This window comes from Sporosarcina ureae (assembly GCF_029267015.1).
Lineage (GTDB): Bacteria > Bacillota > Bacilli > Bacillales_A > Planococcaceae > Sporosarcina > Sporosarcina ureae_D.
Genome location: NZ_JARIEA010000049.1, coordinates 1 through 22,845, shown reverse-complemented (window position 1 = coordinate 22,845; position 22,845 = coordinate 1). Strand labels below are relative to the sequence as shown.

The following is a 22,845-nucleotide window of genomic DNA, read 5'->3' as shown; positions in this document are numbered from 1 at the left end:
TCCATTCTTTAATTCACGGTTGTGGCATACTCCATGATCTTTTCCTGAGTAGCTTCAGCAGATGATAGTTCACCAGTTATTCGTCCTTCCGACATGACAATAACTCGATGACTCATACGCAACACTTCCGGCAGTTCAGATGAAATCATGATTATCGCCATCCCACTTTCCGCTAATTCATCTATGAGTTTGTATATTTCTCCTTTGGCACCAACATCTATACCTCTGGTTGGTTCGTCAAAAATCAAGATATCGCAGTTTCTCAACAACCATTTCGCGATGACTACTTTCTGTTGATTTCCCCCTGAAAGGAATCGGATCTTTTGATGTACAGAAGGTGTTTTAATCTTTAACTCTTTTACATATCCATTTGCTATTTTCTCCATTTTCCTTTGACTCACTATAAATCTACCTTTAGTGAAATCTCTGATAGTAGCCATAGCCATATTAGTTTTCACATCCATATCTACTAATAACCCTAAATGCTTACGATCCTCAGAGACATAGCCAATTCCCATCTCAACTGCCTGTTTAGGAGACTTAATTTTAACTTCTTGACCATTTAGATAAATGCAACCGCTTTCAATTTTATCTGCACCAAAAATCGCTCTGGCTACTTCTGTTCGTCCTGCTCCCATTAGTCCTGAAAATCCCAGTATTTCTCCTTTTCTCAACTCAAATGACACATTTTTCAAATGATCTTTTGTTGAAACATTATCCAATTTTAGAATCGTCTCTTGATTATCGTTGATTGAAGTGGGCTTTGACTCTATGTAAACTTGCCGACCGACCATCAACTGTATAATCTTACTCATCTCGATATCTTTCGTTACCAAAGTATCGATGTAGGTTCCATCACGCATAACTGTTATTCTATCTGTGATTCTCTTTAGTTCATCCATTCTGTGAGATATGTAAATGACTCCAACGCCATCTGCACGCAAGCCTTCAATTGTAACGAATAACGAATCAATTTCAGTTTCAGTCAAGGCTGTCGTGGGCTCATCCATAATAATTATTTTCGAGTTAAATGAAAGCGCTTTCGCTATTTCGACCATTTGTTGCTTAGCAATGGTTAAATCTGCTACCTTTGCATGAGGGTTTAACTCAATATTTAATCTCTTAAATAAATCAGCAGCTTTATTATTCAGCTCTTTATCTTTTAAAAAGAAGTTGAACGCACTTCTAGGTTCGCGGCCGATAAAAATATTCTCAGCAACTGTCAAGTCTCTCATTAAGTTCAGCTCTTGATGAATGATCGATATACCCAATTCTTGAGCCTGATTAATATTTTCAATATTGACTTCTTTACCTTCCAACAAAATTTGTCCTTCATCTTTTGAATAGATTCCGTTCAATATTTTCATCATTGTTGATTTGCCCGCACCATTTTCGCCTACTAAAGCAAGTACTTCGCCATGCCTGAGTTCTAAATCCACATTAGATAGCGCTTTTACTCCAGGAAATGATTTCGAAATATTTTTCATTGAAAGCAAAACAGGATTCATGTACTCACTCCTAAAACATATTTTCTTTGTTATTGTTTGTTTTTCTTTATTATTGTTGATTATATATGATGCTTAAACTAAACGCAATTAGTATTTTCACAATTACAAAAAAGAAACCCTTGTTAATGGTTTGCTTTTTCTGCTTCAGGATATAGAATTGTGGTTCCTTGTTCTTTTAAAAAACTTAATCGCTCTTGTTTTGTATATGAATCCACGATAATCGTGTCTATAACTGAACAATTTGAGATTCTAGCAAACGCCTTTTTTCCTAACTTTGAATGGTCCAATAATAGAATTCTTTCCGTCGCTCTTTCAATTACCTTCTGTTTCACCAATGCTTGTAGTTCATTTCCATCACTTATTCCCCAAGCCTCGTCCAATCCTTTACAAGAAAAGAAGAATTTATCTACATAATAGAAGTCTAGAGTATTGAGTGCAGCTTGCCCTACATAAGACATAGATCTAGGGGATAGAGTACCACCTGTAGAGATTACTGTGATTTTAGAGTGCCCCGACAACACTATACAAACCTGTATTGAATTCGTCAAAACTGTTAAGCGCATGTCTGGGATTAAACGCGCCAGATAAAGAGCGGATGAACTCGCATCCAAAAAAATGATATCTTCTTCTTCTATTAATTTAAGTGCTTCTTTTGCTACACTAATTTTCTCATCCTGATGAATTACTTCTCTTTGAAAATGAGGTACGTCTTCCTCTTCTTTCGTACTCATAGCCCCACCGTGTGTACGTATCAGTTTCCCTTCACTTTCCAACCGTTCTAAGTCTCTTCTGATTGTTTCATCGGTGACACCTAACATCTTACTCAACTCTGTCACACGGATAGTGCCTTTCTCGTCGACCATTTCTTTAATTTTATGATGTCTCACTCCTGCTAACATTTCAGTTCCTCTCCTTTCTTAATAACGCCTTTCCTTAACATGATATTCGCATACAACGACTGTTCTCCCGTCGCAATTATTGCATAGGCATTCTTGGCTTGTTCATAAAAATCAAAACGATCCACTGTAGATACTGGTATATGACCGTTTCCTGTTTTCTTCAAAATCTGGTTGTACTTATTCCATATGTCAGGTGTATCTTCGTCTTCTTTTGGTTGCATCAATAAAACCGCATGACTTTCATACTCATCAAGTGGCATTAAATACAGAATGCTCTTTAAGACTTCAAGTGTTGACTGACCTTCCAAACGCAATGTGTTATCTGTATGTGAGGCAGACGGGAAATTTCCATCTGCAACCAAAATTTCATCTCCATGTCCCATTTCCATTAATGCTTTTACTATATCCGGTGATAAATTTGTGGGAATATTTTTGAGCATGTTGTTTCTCCTTTGCTTTTCTTTACTTCATTCTAACAAATTTTCAGTAAAAGAGAACTTATTTTTCATTCTATTATATTTAATTGATGAAAAACGGCTTTTACAAGTACATAAAAACGTACAGAATCGATTAATTGATTCTGTACGAATTGAACATTTATATTCTATTTACTAGTCAGCTTCCAATCTATTGCTTCGGTCAACGCACTTACTGTTTCCGGTACATACGTTTTCATCATGGAATTCATGACAGATCCCATCATTCCTTTACCTGTAATATCCAGATAACCTATGAGACTTGTTGCACCCGTTGCGTCTTCTACTTGAAAGCTTCCGTTCCCTTCTAGATTTTCATTCAGACCTTCTAGAGTAAACGCTACTTTTGAACGTTCGGCTTGTTCTGTAATATCCACTTGCATGACAATATTCTTTTGTATCATACCAAGATCTGCTCGGAACTTCCATGTGAATTGCTGATCATTAATTTTCTCATGTTCAATATAGCCTGGGATAAGCGGCGCCCACTGGTCTACATCTACGAGAAAACTCCATACTTGTTGCGGAGTTGCTGCAACTTTTATTTCCTTTGTACTGTTCGGCATAATACATCTCACCTTCCTTATTCGTTACCTTTTCGTCATAGTACTATGAAACACTGTTATTTACAAACGAGGTTATAGTACGAACATAGCAAATATTCCTTTAGTCTTTATCTCCTTATTAAGTAACTGATAACTTTAATATAGATAGCAGTCTTAATTAACGGAATATAAATTATGTACTAAATTATTCAAAATTAACCTATTTACTTTCACATTATATTCCACTAATATAGTAAAATATAATTAGTGGTAGGTTTTTAGTCATAGGAGGAGTTAATGATGACAATTGGCAAAAAAATATTTGGTGGCTTTGGTATCATGCTTGCCGTCTTACTGGTGTTTGCATTTTACAGTATTTCGCAATTAGAAAAAGTTGCAGATGATTATGAAGAAATGTTAGACAAGCAAGTCAAAATGTCCATTGGCGCAGGCGATGTTCAAAAAGAAATGGCACTGCAAGGAATGTATATGCGCGCTTATCTAGCTGACCAACGCGATGTAGCACTAGAGAACTTAAGAACTCATCAACAAGGATTGAAGGATGAGCTCGATAATTTGGCTACTCTTGCAGAGGCCGATGAAATGAAGCGACTTATTAAAGAAACACAAGATAATATTGCCTTGTATGATGTCAGTACCGATGAAATCGTTCGTCTAGTCCAAGCAAACGATTTGGCAGGCGCTAAGCAAGTCATGCAAGAAGATAGCCGCCCCGTCAATATCGCGATTCAACAACTGGGACATGACATGGAAAGTTTTCAAGATCAAGCACTTGCCGATAACCGAAAAGCAGCTCAGGCTGGCGCAGCTAAATCCAAGAAAGCACTGACTACTTCCATTATTACTGACACGATTTTGGCGATCATTATTGCCTATTTAATCTATCGTTCAATTACACGTCCAATCAGAAGACTTTCTGCAGCAACCACTGTTATGGCAAATGGAGATCTAACGCAAGAGGATATTCATGTTAAAGCGAATGATGAGATTCGAGAGTTGGCAAGTTCATTTAATACAATGAAGGCAAATTTGCGGAACGTCATTACTACAATTAGTGATAATGCATTGCACGTAACAGCCTCTGCTGAAGAATTATCCGCAAGCACACAAGAAGTCACACGCGCATCACATGAAGTAAGCCGTAATATGGAGCAGATTTCATCTAGTGCACAAATATCTGCTGCCTCAGCAAAGGAAAGTTCATTGGCGATGGAAGAAACAGCACTCGGTGTTCAACGTATTGCAGAGTCCGCCTTGCGCTTAAACACAAATGCAGAGGAAACTGAACAACTAGCAGGCGACAGTGAACACTCCGTTCAACAAGCTAAAGATCAAATGGATGTTATCTATAGCTCTTCTCAGCAAACGAGCGAATTGATCCAGCGATTGAGCAAGCAAACGATTGAAATCGAAAATATCACAAAAGTTATTACGGATATTACTGAACAGACTAATCTCTTAGCGCTGAACGCTGCGATTGAAGCTGCTCGAGCTGGCGAACAAGGAAAAGGCTTCGCTGTAGTAGCGAATGAAGTCCGAAATCTTGCGGAACAATCGAAGAACTCTGCAAGTCAGATCGTGAAGTTGACTGCAGATATCCAGACTGATACGAAAAACGTCGAAGTGTCCGTGGCGGAAAGCCTGAAAAATGCTGAACAGGGCGTTCACGTGATCGATGATGCCGGGAAAGCCTTCTCTACTATCGTTAGCGCGATTCAAGCGATGGGCGATCAAATTGAAGAAATTTCATCCGCCACTGAAGAAATTTCCGCAAGTGCTGAAGAAGTCTCTGCTTCCGTTCAGGAAATTGCTGCACAAGCGGATGAATCTTCGGAACAAACTGAGCAGAATTCAAGTGCTGTGGAAGAACAAATGGCGACGATTGAAGAGATCAATACTGTAGCGCACGGCTTAAGTCAGCAAGCATTGGTGTTGCAGAATGTGATAAAGGAATTTAAGGTTTAATAATGAGGAAAAGCAGCTTCCGCTTAGGCGGGGCTGCTTTTTTGTGTTGATCGAGGCGCAGGTTTTTCTATGAGCGGTTGGCTAGTGTTATAGAGCGGATAAAATACGGCATAGAGCAGTGATAGGCTATGATAGAGCGGATAGCGGTCTTGATAGAGCACTCACGGTCCACGATAGAGCGATTAAGCCGATTGATAGAGCGCGGCCTGAATAATGGTCTATTCTAACTCACCCAATTCGTCCGCATACGGCATCGCAGAAAGAGCCCCTGATTTCATCGCGCATAATGCTCCCATTTTATTGCCGAATTGTATATGATCCAGCATTTCTTCTAAATTATTTGACTTACCATGCAAATGAAGTCCACGAAGTACGCCCGCAATGAACGGCATCCCCCGCACCTGTCGTATCAACCGGCTCAATTGGCTCGACTCCTACATGATGTTGCTTGCCTTCAATTACTGCAAGCGTCCCCAGTTCCCCCATCGTCATCATAACTACAGGAATATTATATACAGCAAGTCCAGCAAGCGCTTTTTGCACATCTGTTTCCTTCATGAGAAAAGCAAGCTCTTCTTCCGTTAATTTCAACAAATCTGTCTGATGTAAAAATGACAAAATCGTACTACGACATATGTCTTCACTCTCCCAGCGAAGTGGTCTCACATTAGTATCTAGTGAAAGAAACACGTCATTCGCCTTTGCTAATTCAACAGCTCTTTTAGTAGTAGCTAGGGCAGTCGGGTGAAACATCGTACCCGAGCAAATATGTAATATGGAAGCCTGTCGGAAAGCCTGTTCATCCAGATCGCTCGGTTGTACCTGTAGATCAGGCGTGTCATCTATATAGTTCGCGAATACACGATCACGTTCTGGCGTTAGATGAACGTAAACACGATTTACTTTTTTCTCGGGAGATCGTAAAGCATACGTTAAATCAACGCCTTCAGTCTCCAGTTCATTTACTGCGAAGTTCGAGTCATCATCATCACCAATTACAGTGATTAATGAAGATTTGGCACCAAGGCGCGAAACTCCTGCCGCCACATTGATTGTCGCACCTCCGAGGAACGTCTTGAACTTCGTGTTGGTTTTGTCTGTTGCGATATAGTCCACGAAAATATCTCCGTAGATTAGGATGTGTTTATCTTGTCGATTAGTCATGTTCTAGACCTCCTAGGAAGTTTTCTTTCTATCGTAACATAGAAAAAAGCCATCTTCGCTGATTAGTTATTAATCAGTGAAGATGGCTATACTTGTTAGTTCGGTTTCAATACGTGTTGCTTTGTTTCGAGAAGATTGCCGTATTTATCGTACATACGGAATGTGACTGTTGAGTTAGCCGGTAAGTTTGCGCTGATTAAGCTAAATTTCTTATCACCCTCAAAGTGCATATTGTATGTTGTATTTACTGTGACTTTATACACTTCTTCAGAAACATCTACTTCAATCGTATGAAGATTTAAGAACTGTACATATTTGACTGATACACTATTTAAGTAATTTGCTGATACGACATTGACTTCAACACTTACAGTGAACCCACTGTCTCCAATCATTCCTTTGGCAATGACTGTACCGATTTTAGATGTGTCGACTGGTTTCCAAGTAACTGCTTCTTTACCTGTTTTCTTATCTTTATACGTGACATTCACTATTGCAGGCAACTCAGGAGTACCGTTCAATTTTACGTTTATCGGTAATGGTTTTTCCACAGACATAATATCTGAATCAATAACTTGCATACTGAATTTCCGTTTCTCTATGTCGCCAACAGCGTCGACTACTTGGATATCAAAAACAAATGCGCCTGCCCGCGTTGGTGTTCCCGTTATTTCACCCGTTTTTTCATTTAAAAGTAGTCCTGTTGGAAATGATCCTAAACGCTTATATGTGTAAGGCGCACGACCATTGATTGCAGATACTTGCTCGCTATACTCACTCTTTAATACCGCATTATCAAATTCTTTTGACTGGACTGCTAAGAACGTCGTGCGTTTGCCTGCAATATAATCTAAGACAATCTGTGCATCTTCTTGCGTTAACACACCATCTCCATTGACATCAGCAGACAAGAATTCTTCACGATTTGTAATAGGATTTTTCAAGTGCTGTAAAATACGGATTGCTGCTGCTGCAGTTGGCTTATTATTTCCTACTACATCGCCCACTGGCATTTTGCGAACAATTTTCCCGTCCATTGGCGTCACAATCACATCTTGATTTAATCTGCCTTTCATACTCATTGAAGAAAGTGAAAGATCAACAGACTCTCCTGCTTTAAATGAAGGAGTAAGTTCATATACAAGATAACCTACTGTAATCTTGTTGCCTGTTAAACGTTCCTCTTTTCCAGACATCGATAAAAAGTTTAAATCTAGTACGTTGTTATCAATCGTGAATCTCGTACGGAATTTCTGATCGTCAAAAGCCGGTTCCGAGCGAAAACTCTTTAATTTAACACCAGTAGTAGATGGTGCCGCGATCACAAAATTTCCTGACGTTAAATACATTGTATCCCGAATAGTAATTGGCACTTCCACTGTTGTGCCAAGTGATCGGCTTTCGCTTACTTCCAAAATTTCTGCATATGCCGAATCTGCAATAACCTCTGACACCGCTAGTGCGCCTAACACTAACGAAAACAATAAGACTTTATGGAACAAACTCTTCATGTACCTCACCTCAATTCACCTTAAACGTAAGCCGTACTGGCTGACTTAATTTTGTGCCATTAACTGAGCGCAACTGATCTGTAACTTCGAGCGTATAAGTAGTTTTCAGGTAGGGGCCAATCGGCTTCACTCTGAACTGTGTATCGTTAATCGCTTCTACTTCAACTGGAAATGCCGTGCTACCACGCTTTACACTCACTGCACTTGCATTCAATGTAGCTGGATTGTAGGGCTTACTTAATGTAATAACCCAAGGCTTATTAACACCTACAGTATCGCCATAAGTAGACTCTTTTCCATCGAATGGCTTTACTTGTCCATTAACTAGTTGAGCGTTGATTTTATTACCTTGCTCATTAAACAATTCAACTTTTTCAAGCTTCAAGTCGTTGATCTTCCCTGAACCTGGCGTAAGCACAGTAGCTTTTACTTCCATAATGGTTCCATCAATTGTACTGCCTGATGATTTTGCAAAAGACATCGATATTTTACCAGCACCATCACTTCCACCTGAAGACAGGTAGTCGGATAACGTGTCAGTCATTTTAACATCTGTTGTACTAATACGCATATTGTCAGGATTGTATATAATATCAAATGATCCGCCGGCAATCTTTTCGTCACTACTGATGAACACTGTCAAATTTGTAGAGCCTGTCCTCTCCACAAATGCAGAAGATACACCGACTGCTGTCTTTTTAACAGCTGCCTCTGTCGGAATGACTGGGATAAGCAGTAGTAGAATACTAAATAATAGTAGAAACTTAATTTTTTTCATAAAATATGTATGGGCATGCCTGTGCACGCCCTACCTCCTTTTATCATCTGGCAGTGAATCGTAGTTGTTTGGGTGAATATTCGTCTAGGATTTGATCGAACTCCAATTTGTTAAGTAAAAGATACTTTATCGAATAGTAACCTGGACTCATTCCAGAACTAGCTTCGAAGCCTACTGGATAAGTTGTTCCAATACGTTCAAGTTCGTTTGAAGCACTGTCATACGAAATAATCTCTACATAGTCACTAACTTTCATAGATGCACGATTAAATATGAATTTATTACTACTTAGTTTATTGGTTCCTAGTATCATTCCATTTATAAGAACCTCTATTCGAGCAGTTCTACCACCTGCTTCAATTACTCCACTCGTTAAGATCCCAGATTTAGTGAATTGTAAGCTCTTTATATTATTGCCAGGCACTACAATACCTAGCTTATCCAAATCATAAAGACCACTCATTATTTTATCATATCTATCATTATCATCGACAAAGTCTTCAAGCGTTTTGATTCCCTGAAGTAAATCGTTTTGCCCTAAGACTTGAACACTTGCTGAGTCAATTAATCCCCCATCAGCAGTCGTAGCAACGATACTTGTCTCACCTTTTCTAAGAGGCTTGACAATACCACTTGCATTAACTTCCGCTACATCTGGATTAGTAGATGTCCAATTGACTTGTTGATTCGTTGCGTTTTTAGGATACACAGTATAGCCAATTATGATTTGCAGTGGATTATAACCACCACCTTCTTTTTCAATAAAGATAACTTCTTTTCGATCAAGTTCTATTGATGTTACTTTACCACCTGATCCTGGACCTACCTTAACCTCAACTGTATAAACTGAATTCGAACCATCAACTGCAGTGACCTGTACTTTTACTTCACCTGTTCCATCAGATGCTAGTACTCTGTTTAACACAGTAACGGTAGCATTGCGATCTTGGGCACGAGCATCTACTTTCAGTGTTTGTGCGCCTCCAGTCGGCAAACTGTCTGCAGGTACTTCAAATCTGAAGTACTTCATTGTATTAGGTGTAAATCCTGGTACTTGTTTATCGTTAATTGATAAGCTAGATAAGGTTGAATTGGCCGATTTTGGCACCTCATTTACTTTGTTCCATGCTACTGGTCCAGTCATTGAATACTCCTGTAATTTCCCATGAAGCTCAAGCAAATTAAAAGTGAAGCCTTTTCCTTCTATATTAATTCTTTCTTTATTCATCATTACTACTTTATGTCTACCCTTAGCGTGGAAATTGTATCGGCTATAATCTTTTTTGAAGCCATTCATTCGATCTGTGTATATTAGATCATCTTCTCCATTACCTGTTTGAGTAAATGTACCACCTATTTTCAGTACACCATCCGTTAAATGACCTTGATCATTCATAGGCTTACCAAGATGAATGTACTTACGACTTGCATGGTTACGTTTGCTAGAAGTGGAGAAATCACCATAGACATAAACGTAATCTCCGTCACCTTCTCCATACTGCGGTGTCGATGTGTCCATAGAACCTTTAATCATGGTAAGCCACCCATCTACAATTGTATAGTCTCCATAAATTTTAACTGATCCATGATTTATGTATAATTGACCATTCAATTGTCTGACATTACCTGCTGCGCTTGTTTCTTTTACGAATTCTTTAGATCCTACTTGTAATAAACCACCACCTACATTAAGCGATTTATTCTCAATATAAGCATCATCAATTAACGGCCCACCATTAATTATAAGATTACCATCTATTTGTAGCGTTCCTCCCTGTACATTAAAATGACCTTTCTGTTGTAAATCGCTATTTGCATGGAATGTTCCACCTTTCAAATCTACATGACCTTCTTGTAGCATCTCGGATGAAATCTTTGCTTTTTGTCCATTTAAATCTAAATAACCATGAACTCTTTGATTGAATACATTTACCATAATTTCAGGATTTTCTGCTCTCTTGTAATCTCCATTTACAATTATGGATCCATCTTGCTTGAGCGTATCAATAACATTTAGTTGGCTATTATTCAATGCAATAGTAGAATTTGATTTTTGAGTAACATTTTCGGCTTGAATTACAGCACCATTAACTGCGCGAATCTCAGAACAATTCAGCATAAGTAAATTATCTTTTATTGTCAGACTATAACCATTTAAATCTATGGATACATTCTCGTGTAAAAGAAGACCCCTAGGTTCAACCACATCTTGCGTCAGCTTCCAATCACTTCTTACTTCACGACCTGCAAAGTTGGTAATTTCCACATTCAAGTTTGCCAACACGTTTCGTAAATAAGAATAATTTGGCGAATGGTGATAGTTCCCTTCAGTAATAGCAGATACTTTCTCTAAGGTCTCATAATCTACAAGTTTTTTATCTCCGAAACTAATCGTATGTATCTGGATATCTTTTTCATAAGCGATATCGGCAAGCGAATAAATTTTCTCATTATTAATAGATTTGTCTACTGTCATAAAAATTATTAGCTTTTCATTATTTGGTTTGTCTTCTGATAGCTCTTGTATCGCTTTATTTAAAGCGACACTCGCATCAACGCCAGTTGGTGTGGATGAAGTTGATAATTCATTTATTTTTGTTTTCACTTGATATTTATTCGAAGTCAATGAAGTGTTTTTTGTTATATTTTCATTGAATCCTATTATGCCGAAGCGATCTAATGAACCAGCTTCATCTATCATTCGAGTCGATTCTAAAATACGATCGCGACTAGAATCTTGTAATTGCATTTGTGGAGTATCTTGAATAACAAAAATGATATCCCTACCACGCTCCATTTCACAACTTAGACTAGCATCACCCTTAGCCGCTTCCGTTTTAATTGTTTGGCTGGATAGTATGATGATTGACAATAACGCAAACATAGCAGTGATTTTCAAATGTATCTTCATTTCCTAACTTCCTTCCCGATAATAAAGATAGAGCTTTTAGCTCTTTAAAGATATTTCTGTACTATTAAAACCAATTCAATAAAGGAGAACTTAACTATGCGATTAAAGACATTTGCTCTTACTAGCTGTTTGAGTTTATTTTTAACAGCAAGTCTTGCTGTGCCAAATACTTATGCAACGAGTACGAAACCTATTACTGACTCAACAAAGCCATGGACAATAACATTTTCAAAAGATGTATCTAATGAAACTGCTAACTTAGATCAGATTACTATCAGTTCTGTTAACAAAAAGCTGTCACTCTCTGTATCGGCAAATTCGAACAAAGTTATAGTAAAAACAAAAAAACCATACTTGTTTGGTGAAAGATATACATTAACTATTCCCGCTAGTTTCTTAGCAAATAACGGTAAAGAATTAAAAAAGAATGTGACACAAGATTTTGAAATTACGGGTCAATATATAAAAACAATACAAGCTATCTTAAATCCGTTTTTGACGAATATATCTATTACAGCACCTGAAGCAACCTTTGCTTCTTATTCAATCAATGGAGGCAGTACAATTAATATGATTAGAAACCTATCTTCTTTTTCTAAAGGTCAAATTGGATTGTTAAAAGGGGATTTATTGAAGGTTCAAGTTTTTGATGAAACAAAAGAAATATTGGAAACACATTATTATGAAGTTAAATAATGGTTAATAGGAGGAGCAAATATGAAAAGAAAGCTTTCATTTTTTTTAATTATGACGTTGCTATTTTCAATAATCAATCCAATTGCACTTACTGGAGTAGTCCTAGCCAAAGCTGAATTTCCAGGAACTATTACACTAAGCCAGAAAAATGGTAGCGGAGAATTAATGGTAACTTTGGATAGCGCTGATATAGAAGTCACTTTACACTTCACTGATAATAACGAGCGTGTAGGAGATTTATTTAAAAGTACAATAGAAAATAAAATCAAAACATATTCAAGTCTAACGGTTGGGGAATATTACTTAGAAGCAAAAACGAGTGATGAGCCTACGATAAAATTTAAATCAAGCAATTACACTATTTCACCTGATAGTCTTAAAGTTATAAAATCGACAAAAGGTACTCAAGCTATCTCAATAGAAGATGGAATACCAGGAGCTATAGTAAAAATATATAATGATTCATTAAAAGATTTTTCTAAACCTCCAAAAGTAGTTGGCGTGGATAACAAAGTGAAATTTGACGACTTACTAGTGGCAGATGGCTATCGTCTAACACAATCAATACGTAATGCTGAAAGTGGTCTTTCTGAATCTGTAACAATATACCCTAAAAAATTAATTGTTAAAAAATTAAACAATGGTGGTGCATATAATAACTCTGGAGAAATCGAAGTATCAAACGCGGCTGTTGGAGCAACTTTAGAGCTCTTTAAAAATTCAAAGTTTCACAAGAATGGCACTATGACTGAAGTAGGTACTTACGTTTTTAATGAGTTAGGCTCCGGCTCTTATAGTGTAAGGCAAATTCAAAATAATATAGAAGGTGACTTCAATGATGAACCGATTATAATCTCTGATGAGGAGGCCCCAGTAATAACTCTTAATGGTGAAGCAAATGAAAAAGTTACTTATCCTAACTTATATGTAGATTCTGGTTTTACAGTAAAAGACAATATAGATAAGCCGTCTGACATTACTGTAGATGTCAAAAGCACTATACCAATAAATAATGAAAAACAACCACCAGGGGAGTATACAATTACTTACATTGCAACAGACAGCGGAGGCAATAAGTCTATACCTGTCGTAAGAAATGTCATTATACTTCCGAATGTAGTAACTATAACTGGAATACACACTTCACCAAAATGTTTACCCGCTTCTTCAGATAAATGTCTTGAACCAAATCAAAGATCTACAGGGGATATTGAAGTCAATGGTATTATACCTAAAGCTACTCTTAATCTTTATCAAGATAACAGTTCATATAAAAAAGTGACTAAAGAAATAAATGAAGGTTCTTATAAAATTCCAATGGTAGATGTAGGTAAGAACTATTATGTAACTCAAGAAATAAATGGTGTTGAAAGTGAACCTTCTCTTAGAACAAACGTGGAGGACTCAACACCACCTACATTGGTGCTAAATCCTGGCCCAGATGGAAAGTATGATATTATCATTACTGCTGGAGATACGTATATTGAGTATGGAGCAACAGCAAAAGATAACGTAGATGGAGATATCAGTCATAAGGTAATCGGTAAAGGTAATGTTAATGTTGATAGACCGGGTATTTATCTAGTAACTTACAGTGTATATGATAATTCAGAAAATCCTAACTGTGTCAAAGATGATCAACAGTGTCAAATTACACGAACAGTTAGAGTCTTGCCAAAGCCGGTAATAGCAATTGGTAGTGACGCAACTACGGCAGAAGTCGGAGTGAAAAATATCTTTTCCGAAATAGGTGGCGAACCTACTAAGCTTCAACTCTACAAGGAAAATCAGTTTGGAGACTTTGCTCCATTTGGTACTGAATTTACACTAGGCTCTAATCAGCAAACCCATGTCTTTGAAAACTTAGGACCTGGCCGCTATTATGTAAAGCAAATCGTAAATACATTGACAAGTGAAAAGTCTAACACTGTCGAAGTTAATGATCTTGATAGACCATATATTACTTTAAATGGTCAAGAAAAACTATCGTTAGTGATTGATACAGAGAAATTACCTTATTATAAAGGTTCTCCATTAAAGTTCATTGATCCAGGCATAATATCCAAAGACTATTTAGAAAACGATCTGAAAAATTCGGCAAAGATAAGTATACCAAATACTTCCCAGTCAAAAATTTGCCTCGATGCAAAATGTGATAGCCTATTTGATCAACCAGGAGAATATATAATTACTTACAGTTCAATCGCTCCAAAAAGAGGAAAGAAAGCGGTAGATAAACACCGTACAATTACCGTTGCGCCACCAAAAATAATTGTGTCTGCCAATGCATTAAAAGACAATAAAATAACAGTGCCTATAATAAGATATCCTGTTGGAGTTACCACTGGAACTAAGACTACTGTAGCGAAATTGTATAATTCATATGATCAACTTGTTGCTACCGATTCGAAAACAGAATTGGGAATTGCTACATTCAGTGAAGTCCCTGTTGGTATTGGCTATTATGTAACACAAACTGTTAACGGTATAGAAAGCCAACCTTCTTCACCGATAAATGTTAATGTTATTGATGAAGCAAAATCAAATGCATTAATTACTTCATTTGGATTTTTAGGTAAAAAGTCGATTAGTGTAATTGATCACAAATCGAGCAAGATCACAGTAACTGTGCCTATAGGAACAAATCTAAAATTAAAACCTGTTATTGAGAGCATTGGATCTGTTACACCTTCTCAACTGATAGAGAAAGATTTTAAGAATCCAGTTGAATACACCGTCACTAGTAAGGACAAAATGAAAACAAAAATATATATAGTCACTGTTAAAATAGCGAAAAATGATACAATTGAAAGTAATCCTTTAGAAATGGACGGACAACTTTCACTTATTCATCCATATGTTTCACTTAGTCCTGCTGAAATGGAAGTAGCTAAAATTAAAGGCGTAACATTTGTAACATCAGATAAAAAAATTGAAGCCCATATTCCTTCTAGTAATGTGATAGAATCTACTAATTCTACTTTCACACTTAAACAAACGCCTGCAAAAGATACTTATGACATTAGTTGGGGTAATCTAGCTAAATTTATGCAGCCCATTGAGCTGACGCTTCCTAAAACAGGAACTAAAACGTTAGCCAAGTTGGTCGATGGATATTCAGTTGCCCTACCAAGCACTATGGCATCAACATCCACTACAAGTTTAGTAAACGAACCTGGTACTTATGCTCTATTTGATAATATAGGAGCCCCACGTATTAATGAAACGTCTGCTGGTAGCGAATTTTATACTATGCAGTTAGCTTTACGGGAATCAACAGGCACGATTTACTATACTACCAGCAGTAAAGATATCTCGTTCACTAGTAGTGCACGTCCCGCTGCTGGGCTAGCTTTAAGAGATAATTATGTACCTACAGCTACGCCTTCAGAGATTCTTAACTGGACAAAATATACGCCTAATGAAAAGATTTCAACATCCACTGGCGAACTATACGCAGTCGTAGTAAACGGAAATCAAATTAGTAGAATAAGCACCATTAAAACAACGCCATCTGTTGTCTGGAGCAAAAACATACCAGCATATGAAGCCCATAAAGTTCTTGCTATCAATTTCAACGCAAAAGTAGATCGTGAAGCACTTTATTCAGGTCTTATATACGTTACAGATGACGCTACAGGACAAACTGTAGCTACTGAATTGCAAATGAGTGATGATGGAAAAACTATATTTGTAGTTCCCAAAAATCTATATACTCGCGGGAAGCAATATACACTGCATATTGACCGTCAATTCAAAGGTAATACTAAGAATAAAGAGTTTTTGAAAAGATCTTTGCTTCAAAACTTTAAAATTTACTAATATCGAAAAAAGGAGTCGCCCCTGATTGGGACGACTCCTTTTTCATTGCTTATTTATAATTTGATTTGGAACTTCATTTGTACTTTGTTTTTTAATTTAACGCCATTCGATGACTTCACTGTATCTTCTATAAACAAATAGTAGTTTGCACCTTTTTCATACTTATATCCATTTTGTAAACGAAGCTCCATTGTTGTACCTTTATTGGAAACTTGATAACCTAGTGGAATTTGGACACCTGATTCGTTTAAAACATAGACTGATTCAGGATTAAAAGTCTTGATATCCAATTCTTGACTTAGATTAATTTTCCAAGCTTTTGTTGGTTCAACATTAAAGCGATCATCTTCTGTTTTATAACCTACACGTGGATAGGATACCGCACCTTCTTGACGTGTCACAGCAACAGTCATCGTTGCTATCTTACCGCCGTCTACAGATGCAACTGTAATAGTCGTGACGCCTGCAGAATGTGCTGTAATTCTTCCACCTTCCACACTCGCCACTGTCGGTTTGCTAGAATTCCAATTAACATTTTGGTTCGTTGCATTAGATGGACTAATTCGCGCTGTCAATAATGATTGTTCACCTACAATCAAATCCATATCTGAACCTTTATTGATAGCAATAGATGCAACTGGGATTCTTGTTAATATATTCTCTGCTACAGTAAACGTGTTACGTGTAATACCAGTCAAAACATCTGTCTGTAAGCCTAAATTTAATGGATCATTACGTTTCTCATCCAATCCCTGACTATCATTATCTCGAACGACAAATGAATAGTAATAGTCTCTAGGTTTTAGAGTCCTTGTCACTGTCCAAATATTATTTGGTTGCTTTACCATAGGAATTTCTATCCAATGATAATTCTCACCAAAGTTCCCCATGACAGAAACTGATTTCGAATTCGCAGTCAGTTCAAGTTGATTGTTAAAATCAAAACTACTGTACGAAAATGTAACGTCTTTGTTATCAATTAACGGACCAACAGTCACATATGGAGCTACCTTCAATACACTAAATGTTCGACCAAAGTCATCGATCATTTTACGTCTATTAAGCGGATCTACCTTCCACTCGCCATTAACACGAAAACCATATTCATATTGACCAGGTTGTAACTCTACTTGCAACTCCCAGACGTTTCCTTCTTTACGTTCCATTTGCAAATCAATATTATTATTGAAACTACCATTAAGTTTTACATCTTCAGTTAAGCTGTTACCGATGTATTTAAACTTCACTTGACCCCCTTGAACAAACGGAAATTCGTCAAGCTTCATAACATTTTCAATTCCAGATACCTTCTTGAAGATAGGAAGTTTAGTAGTGGAGTCTGATGATGCACTATCCCACTGCCATACTGTGCCATCTGATTTAATAGCTAAAATGAAGCTATCAATATAACCCCCACTTCCTATTGCAATCGCTTGATCCAACCCATTAATCCGGATCGGAGTTGTTCGACTCGACGCAATACCCGATGTATTTCTGCCCCAAGCCCACACAGAACCATCTTCCTTGATTACTGAAGTATGATTATCACCCGCTGCAATATTTTTTATGTCTTGAATACCTTCTAGTAGAACAGGCAGCAACTTCATTTCTCTTCCGCCATCACCTAATTGACCGTATGAGTTAGAACCCCATGCAAACATACTTGTACGATCTTGTTTTAGAGCAACTGTATGATTATTACCAGCACTAATTTCCATGATACTCGTTAAACCTGGAACTAGTTTAGGCTCAAAGTTAATATTGGTTGTTTCTCCATTACCTAGTTGTCCATATTCGTTTGAACCCCATGTCCATACGTTTCCATTGTCTTGTAGAGCAACCGAATGTTCTGATCCTGCGGAAACAGCTATAATTCCATTAAGTGATGCTATTCTTTCAGGAACAATAGTTTCCCCCATTTTGTCTGGCTTCATACCAACTTGACCATATTTATTACGTCCCCATGACCAAACATGGCCATTATCATCCACAGCCAGGGAATGATAATCCCCCGCTGCAATGGCTACAATGTTGCTTAAACCAGATATCATCTCTGGATTTTCATTTATTGCATTCTTAGGTGAGTGACCTAATTGTTTAAATGTGTTACTACCCCATGTCCATACATTACCTTTACTATCTAATGCTACGCTATGATATCCGCCTGCTGCAATCGCTTTAATGTTTAACAAACGGTTACCATTTTCTAATTGAATCGCTTTAGGAGCAACAGATCTTGTAGGTGGAGCACTATTCCCACCAAGCTGTCCAAATGTATTCTCCCCCCAAGACCAAACGCTTCCGTCGTTCCTTAAGACAATTAGATGCTCTTTTCCAGCATCTACTACTGATTCATGATTAGATACTATCCCGTATGCATTTGCAATGTGGATAAAAGGAGAAAATATCGAGACAATGAGAATTGTCACCAATAAATAGTACTTAGATTTTTTAGTGAACAATACTATCTAACCTCCTATATAGTTTAATTAGGCAACATTAATTGTACTGGAATCTTTATCTTGTGAATTTCATTCATTACCACAGCAGATAAGTTAATATCTTTAGGCTCTTTAATATCAATTAAGTCTCCTTTGTATTTCAGCTTCCCATCTTCAAATACTATTTCAGTATTCACTCCAAAAACATTTTTATTATCTACTTTCCAATTAACAATAGTTTTGTTAATATCTAAAGGTTCAGAACCCTCTGCACTGATTACTATTAGTTTATGTGTTGAATATTGAACTACATCCATGCCATTCTCTTGTTGATTAATTATAATTTCATCTAGTTTACCTTTTTCTTGACCTATCCCTTGTAAAACTACTTCAGCTTCTAATTGTCCAATTGGTCTAGTGAGTGTTAGCTTTTTACTCTCTTTAACAGTTATCTTATTAACAACAGAATTATTCTGTATTTCCATAGCACCATTACCAGCTTCTACTGTAAGTGCACCGAATTGTCCCTCTAATTTAACCTTTTCATTGCTTTGCAAAATTATTGATAGTTCTTCTGTAGAATTTGTATTTACAATTCTTAGAGGAGTTGTATTATCTAGAACCATACCACTAGTAGATATAAAATTATTTAAATGAATAGAGTTGGAACCGCCACTCACAATGTATGTAGAACTATCTACAGTTGAACTACTGACAATAGCCGTACCCTTTGCACCCACATCAATTGTTAAATCTCCAGTAATCGTCACGCCATCGAGACGAATTACTCTATCCGCTATTCCTTTTCCTAACTTTAGATTACCTTCTATCTTGCTGCCTTTAATTGTTACATCGCGATCGATTTCTAGAGTATCGCCAGGTAGACTATTTACATTAACTTCGTTTGCTAATGTAATAGTTTTAAATTGTTTATTCGCTAATGCTAATTCCAATTGCTCCAAATTCTTAACTTCAATAGTGTCCCCTAGTGAATAGACAACACCTAAATCATTCAGTTCTCTCACTTCTATTTCTTTAACGATGTTATCTAATAGAGTAGGAGATAACATAATTTCGTAAAGTGATACGGGCTTACCAAAGAATTTTAAATCTGCAGTTATATAGTCATTAATTTTAAAATCGTTCTTCGTATCATTTACCCTCATTCTAAAGTTTTTAGTTTCTAACAGACGACCATCTTTATTGAGAGCAGTTAATTTGAAAGAATCTTTTTCTACTGATTCACAAACTTTGTCTCCTTCGTCTTTCTCTCCTTTAACCGTACAATTCAAATCTTTAATACCTGCTTGTCCCATTGTAAACCCATTAATTCCAGTGGTAGATCTACTTAAGTCTCTATCATTTTCTACTTCAGCACTTTCACCCAATGATACTTTTAATCGTGTAGCTGCTTCATCTGCTATCACGTCAATATTCGATAGATTAGGTGCTGTTTTACTTTCTTCAGTTACTCCTCTATATCTATGAATGGTCTCAATCTTTGTAATATAAATAGGTGGAACTTGAATTATTATATTACGTGTTTCATTATTTTTGAAAATATTGTTATTAATTAATTCAGCATTTTTACTATTAACAAAAGTGGATTGAAACCCAGGTGTTAAATCATAAAATTCAAATGGAAATTCATAGTCTGTTAGCTGATCAAAATATAATTTTGCAGCTTTGTCTATGACTAGTTTGAATTTCATACTTTTTGTAGTATCAAGAAATTCAAGATTTTTGAAAGATAATGTTAATTCTTTTTTATCATTACTTAATTTAGCATCATTAAATATATTCATTTTATTTTTCTCAGTATCTGATATTATTTGATATACAGATATGTTAGATTCAATTAGACTATCATCAACTGTGACAGCTTTTTCAAATTTTATTAGCATATTCTTAGCACCAGTAAATCCATTGTATATTGCACTATCATCCACAACAAACTCATACTCATAAGGCTTCTTCTCAACCTTCTCCGGAGTTCCCGGCTTCACTGCTGCATCGGCCTTCAACCCAGCTCCCAGCACACTCACTAATAGCACTAGCATAAGCGCTACTTTCATTAATTGTTTCATCTACTTATTCTCCCCCGCTCGATAAATTTGGTGTACCAATAAAATAGCCTCATGCATTAAACATACTCGCTATTTCAATCTTTTCACATGGCCATATACTATAAAGTCTCCTCTTCAATTTATCGGCAATATTAGCCTTTTGTTAAGAAAACAGAACCATTCCTTTTGGGCTATTTTATGTATACAAATATAAATCTACACAGCAAATACATCCCATCATCTTCATTTGATGTGGGATGCTTTACTTATTTCGATTGATCGAGAACATCGGGCTCTTCCTCTTTCTTCCGTTCCTCCAACACTTTATCAAAGTACGCAGTAAACTCTGATTCCCCCGAATAGGAAATACACAAATACTCCTTCGCGCGTGTCATACCTATATATAGTAGCGAAGCTTCACGCTCGATATCTTCTTCCAAGGCAAATGGAATATTATTCGCGCTGACGATAAACACTGCCTGAAAGTCTAAGCCCTTACTGCTTTCGATCGTACTAATTTTGACGCTTTCGTGATCGATATCAAAATTACGTTTCGAGTCACTGTTTTCTGCGATCCAATAGTACGGTATGTCTTCTTGCTCTAATGCGTTTTTTAACAGCGCGATATAGTCTAGCCCCGAAAACCGTTTGACTCGGTACAGAATCATTATTTCAGATAAAGGCAATTTCCGCTCACGATGTAGTTTGGCAATTTGCTTGGCGACGATCACAGCTTCTCGCCTAAAACTATCGACGCGTACAATTGCAGGTTCATAGCCTTTCCTGCGTGTGCTTTGTGGGGCAATGATATCGCCTTCGAACTCTTTACTGACAACTTTATTTTTTAACACAGAGTGTTGCTGATAGAAAGCCCATGCGAACGACACGATCTGTGCAGTGTTGCGATAATTAATACTCAAAACTTTGGAGCGCCCTCTAAAGTCGAGACCCGTGTCTTGTAAATACGAACGTCCTCGCTTATAAATGGACTGCGCACGGTCTTCTACAAGAAGTAATGATTTGGTATCAGGATTTAATAATTCGCTGACCAGTTTGAACCAGTCCGCGTCGAAATCTTGTCCTTCATCAATCATGATGGCATCGTACTTCGGCAAGATCGCTTCGCCTTGTTTTAACTTCTCAAGCATCATAGGAATAGTAGCTTCTGATATACGCAAGTCATTACGCAACCAGCTATGGAAATTCCGGACTTGAATCAAATGCTTGGCTGTTTTTGTGTGGGTGTCTTCTTTTGTGAAGTCAAAGTCGAACAGCGAATCAGGCTCATTCATCATATGGCGCACCATGTGTTCAATATTTTGAGCCAATGAAATATTGTAACAAAGAATGAGTATCTTCCAGTCAGGATGCTCTCTCGAAAGCAACTTTGCACGACTAGCTAGAATCAATGTCTTACCGCTTCCCGCCACACCACGGATCAACCTATTCTTGTCACCAATTTGCTTAGCCATATTTTCCTGATGCAAGTCCATCGTCTTAATGTCATGTAGCGACAGTAATAATTGGTCTTGATGGGGAGAAGGCTGCTTGAATTCAGCGCTAATTCGCACTTCTGGAAACAAATGATAACGTATCGCATCAATATCATCTTTACCGAGCGGTTCACGCAATCGATACGGAACGACAAACATTTCCGCGATCTTTTCCATTAAATTCTCTTCTGTGAATGCCTCATGTTCTGGATCCATTTCATCCCGTGTTAGCGAAAGGTGAGGTTCGATGACGCCATACAGACCGAGTTCAAGAAAATCTTTCTGATGAAGACGCGTGAAAACTGTTCCAAAACCGTACGGAAACTTCAACTGTGATTGATACTTGCCCTCAGTTTGTACAAGATTCCCATCTTTCTTCAAAAGATCTACTAATAGAAAAGCATTCTCCCTCGCTTGTTTCTGCGGACTCTTCGTTTTAACTTGTTCACCGTTCGAATTAATCAACGTCCATTCATCACGATCCAGCTGATACAACGTGTTTTTCGTATAGTCTTTCACTTCGAGAACTAGAATGCCGAGATCCGGTCC

At 37.2% G+C, this 22,845-nt stretch carries 15 protein-coding genes; 3 read left to right on the top strand and 12 right to left on the bottom strand.

From position 1 onward, the window contains the following. Window positions 1-8 precede the first annotated feature (8 nt). The 4 genes from Q7P97_RS08020 to Q7P97_RS08005 form a co-directional block, all read right to left on the bottom strand. A complete protein-coding gene (locus tag Q7P97_RS08020; protein WP_303968702.1) occupies window positions 9-1,508 on the bottom strand; it encodes a sugar ABC transporter ATP-binding protein in 1,500 nt (499 codons plus the stop codon). 122 nt (window positions 1,509-1,630) lie between these two features. Beyond that, window positions 1,631-2,407, bottom strand: a complete 777-nt coding sequence (locus Q7P97_RS08015; protein ID WP_303968701.1) for a DeoR/GlpR family DNA-binding transcription regulator — start codon at window positions 2,405-2,407, stop codon at window positions 1,631-1,633. Beyond that, window positions 2,401-2,847, bottom strand: coding sequence for an RbsD/FucU family protein (locus Q7P97_RS08010; RefSeq protein ID WP_303968700.1), 447 nt, complete (start codon window positions 2,845-2,847; stop codon window positions 2,401-2,403). The genes Q7P97_RS08015 and Q7P97_RS08010 overlap by 7 nt, the downstream gene beginning before the upstream one ends. Before the next feature lie 164 nt (window positions 2,848-3,011). Continuing rightward, complete coding sequence (locus tag Q7P97_RS08005) at window positions 3,012-3,449, bottom strand: SRPBCC family protein (RefSeq protein WP_303968699.1); 438 nt, start codon at window positions 3,447-3,449, stop codon at window positions 3,012-3,014. 279 nt (window positions 3,450-3,728) lie between these two features. Between Q7P97_RS08005 and Q7P97_RS08000 the strand changes: the two genes are divergently transcribed. After that, window positions 3,729-5,414, top strand: a complete 1,686-nt coding sequence (locus tag Q7P97_RS08000; RefSeq protein WP_303968698.1) for a methyl-accepting chemotaxis protein — start codon at window positions 3,729-3,731, stop codon at window positions 5,412-5,414. Between the two features lie 218 nt (window positions 5,415-5,632). Here the strand turns inward: Q7P97_RS08000 and Q7P97_RS15560 are convergent, their stop codons facing one another. From Q7P97_RS15560 to Q7P97_RS07980, 5 genes are all read right to left on the bottom strand, one after another. Then, window positions 5,633-5,806 (bottom strand): hypothetical protein, encoded by a 174-nt coding sequence (locus Q7P97_RS15560; RefSeq protein ID WP_369684285.1) that lies wholly within the window; start codon window positions 5,804-5,806, stop codon window positions 5,633-5,635. Next, window positions 5,760-6,578, bottom strand: a complete 819-nt coding sequence (locus Q7P97_RS07995; protein WP_369684284.1) for a carbohydrate kinase family protein — start codon at window positions 6,576-6,578, stop codon at window positions 5,760-5,762. The genes Q7P97_RS15560 and Q7P97_RS07995 overlap by 47 nt, the downstream gene beginning before the upstream one ends. A gap of 95 nt (window positions 6,579-6,673) precedes the next feature. After that, window positions 6,674-8,089: a putative Ig domain-containing protein gene (locus Q7P97_RS07990; protein ID WP_303968697.1), complete on the bottom strand. Its 1,416-nt coding sequence runs from the start codon at window positions 8,087-8,089 to the stop codon at window positions 6,674-6,676. A 10-nt stretch (window positions 8,090-8,099) separates the two neighbouring features. Next, window positions 8,100-8,894 carry an Ig-like domain-containing protein gene (locus tag Q7P97_RS07985; RefSeq protein ID WP_303968696.1) on the bottom strand — a complete coding sequence of 265 codons (795 nt, stop codon included), beginning with the start codon at window positions 8,892-8,894 and terminating at the stop codon, window positions 8,100-8,102. Between the two features lie 16 nt (window positions 8,895-8,910). Then, window positions 8,911-11,778: a VWA domain-containing protein gene (locus Q7P97_RS07980; protein ID WP_303968695.1), complete on the bottom strand. Its 2,868-nt coding sequence runs from the start codon at window positions 11,776-11,778 to the stop codon at window positions 8,911-8,913. Between the two features lie 96 nt (window positions 11,779-11,874). Here Q7P97_RS07980 and Q7P97_RS07975 point away from each other — a divergent pair, with 96 nt between their 5' ends. Next, window positions 11,875-12,474, top strand: coding sequence for an Ig-like domain-containing domain (locus tag Q7P97_RS07975; protein WP_303968694.1), 600 nt, complete (start codon window positions 11,875-11,877; stop codon window positions 12,472-12,474). Between the two features lie 21 nt (window positions 12,475-12,495). Continuing rightward, complete coding sequence (locus tag Q7P97_RS07970) at window positions 12,496-16,296, top strand: immunoglobulin-like domain-containing protein (RefSeq protein ID WP_303968693.1); 3,801 nt, start codon at window positions 12,496-12,498, stop codon at window positions 16,294-16,296. Window positions 16,297-16,349: 53 nt separating this feature from the next. Here Q7P97_RS07970 and Q7P97_RS07965 read toward each other — a convergent pair whose 3' ends face one another. The 3 genes from Q7P97_RS07965 to Q7P97_RS07955 form a co-directional block, all read right to left on the bottom strand. Beyond that, window positions 16,350-18,758, bottom strand: coding sequence for an RCC1 domain-containing protein (locus Q7P97_RS07965; RefSeq protein WP_303968692.1), 2,409 nt, complete (start codon window positions 18,756-18,758; stop codon window positions 16,350-16,352). Window positions 18,759-18,781: 23 nt separating this feature from the next. Next, the gene (locus Q7P97_RS07960) at window positions 18,782-20,824 is read right to left on the bottom strand and encodes a hypothetical protein (protein ID WP_303968691.1); all 2,043 of its coding nucleotides are present in this window, start codon (window positions 20,822-20,824) and stop codon (window positions 18,782-18,784) included. 245 nt (window positions 20,825-21,069) lie between these two features. Then, window positions 21,070-22,845 (bottom strand): DEAD/DEAH box helicase (locus tag Q7P97_RS07955; protein WP_303968690.1); only part of this gene is annotated, 1,776 nt, incomplete at its 5' end.

Excerpts from the sequence above, each read along its gene's own strand:
- Q7P97_RS08020 (WP_303968702.1), bottom strand. The coding sequence starts at position 1,508 with ATGAATCCTGTTTTGCTTTCAATGAAAAATATTTCGAAATCATTTCCT.
- Q7P97_RS08015 (WP_303968701.1), bottom strand. The coding sequence starts at position 2,407 with ATGTTAGCAGGAGTGAGACATCATAAAATTAAAGAAATGGTCGACGAG.
- Q7P97_RS08010 (WP_303968700.1), bottom strand. The coding sequence starts at position 2,847 with ATGCTCAAAAATATTCCCACAAATTTATCACCGGATATAGTAAAAGCA.
- Q7P97_RS08005 (WP_303968699.1), bottom strand. The coding sequence starts at position 3,449 with ATGCCGAACAGTACAAAGGAAATAAAAGTTGCAGCAACTCCGCAACAA.
- Q7P97_RS08000 (WP_303968698.1), top strand. The coding sequence starts at position 3,729 with ATGACAATTGGCAAAAAAATATTTGGTGGCTTTGGTATCATGCTTGCC.
- Q7P97_RS15560 (WP_369684285.1), bottom strand. The coding sequence starts at position 5,806 with ATGCCGTTCATTGCGGGCGTACTTCGTGGACTTCATTTGCATGGTAAG.
- Q7P97_RS07995 (WP_369684284.1), bottom strand. The coding sequence starts at position 6,578 with ATGACTAATCGACAAGATAAACACATCCTAATCTACGGAGATATTTTC.
- Q7P97_RS07990 (WP_303968697.1), bottom strand. The coding sequence starts at position 8,089 with ATGAAGAGTTTGTTCCATAAAGTCTTATTGTTTTCGTTAGTGTTAGGC.
- Q7P97_RS07980 (WP_303968695.1), bottom strand. The coding sequence starts at position 11,778 with ATGAAGATACATTTGAAAATCACTGCTATGTTTGCGTTATTGTCAATC.
- Q7P97_RS07975 (WP_303968694.1), top strand. The coding sequence starts at position 11,875 with ATGCGATTAAAGACATTTGCTCTTACTAGCTGTTTGAGTTTATTTTTA.
- Q7P97_RS07970 (WP_303968693.1), top strand. The coding sequence starts at position 12,496 with ATGAAAAGAAAGCTTTCATTTTTTTTAATTATGACGTTGCTATTTTCA.
- Q7P97_RS07960 (WP_303968691.1), bottom strand. The coding sequence starts at position 20,824 with ATGAAACAATTAATGAAAGTAGCGCTTATGCTAGTGCTATTAGTGAGT.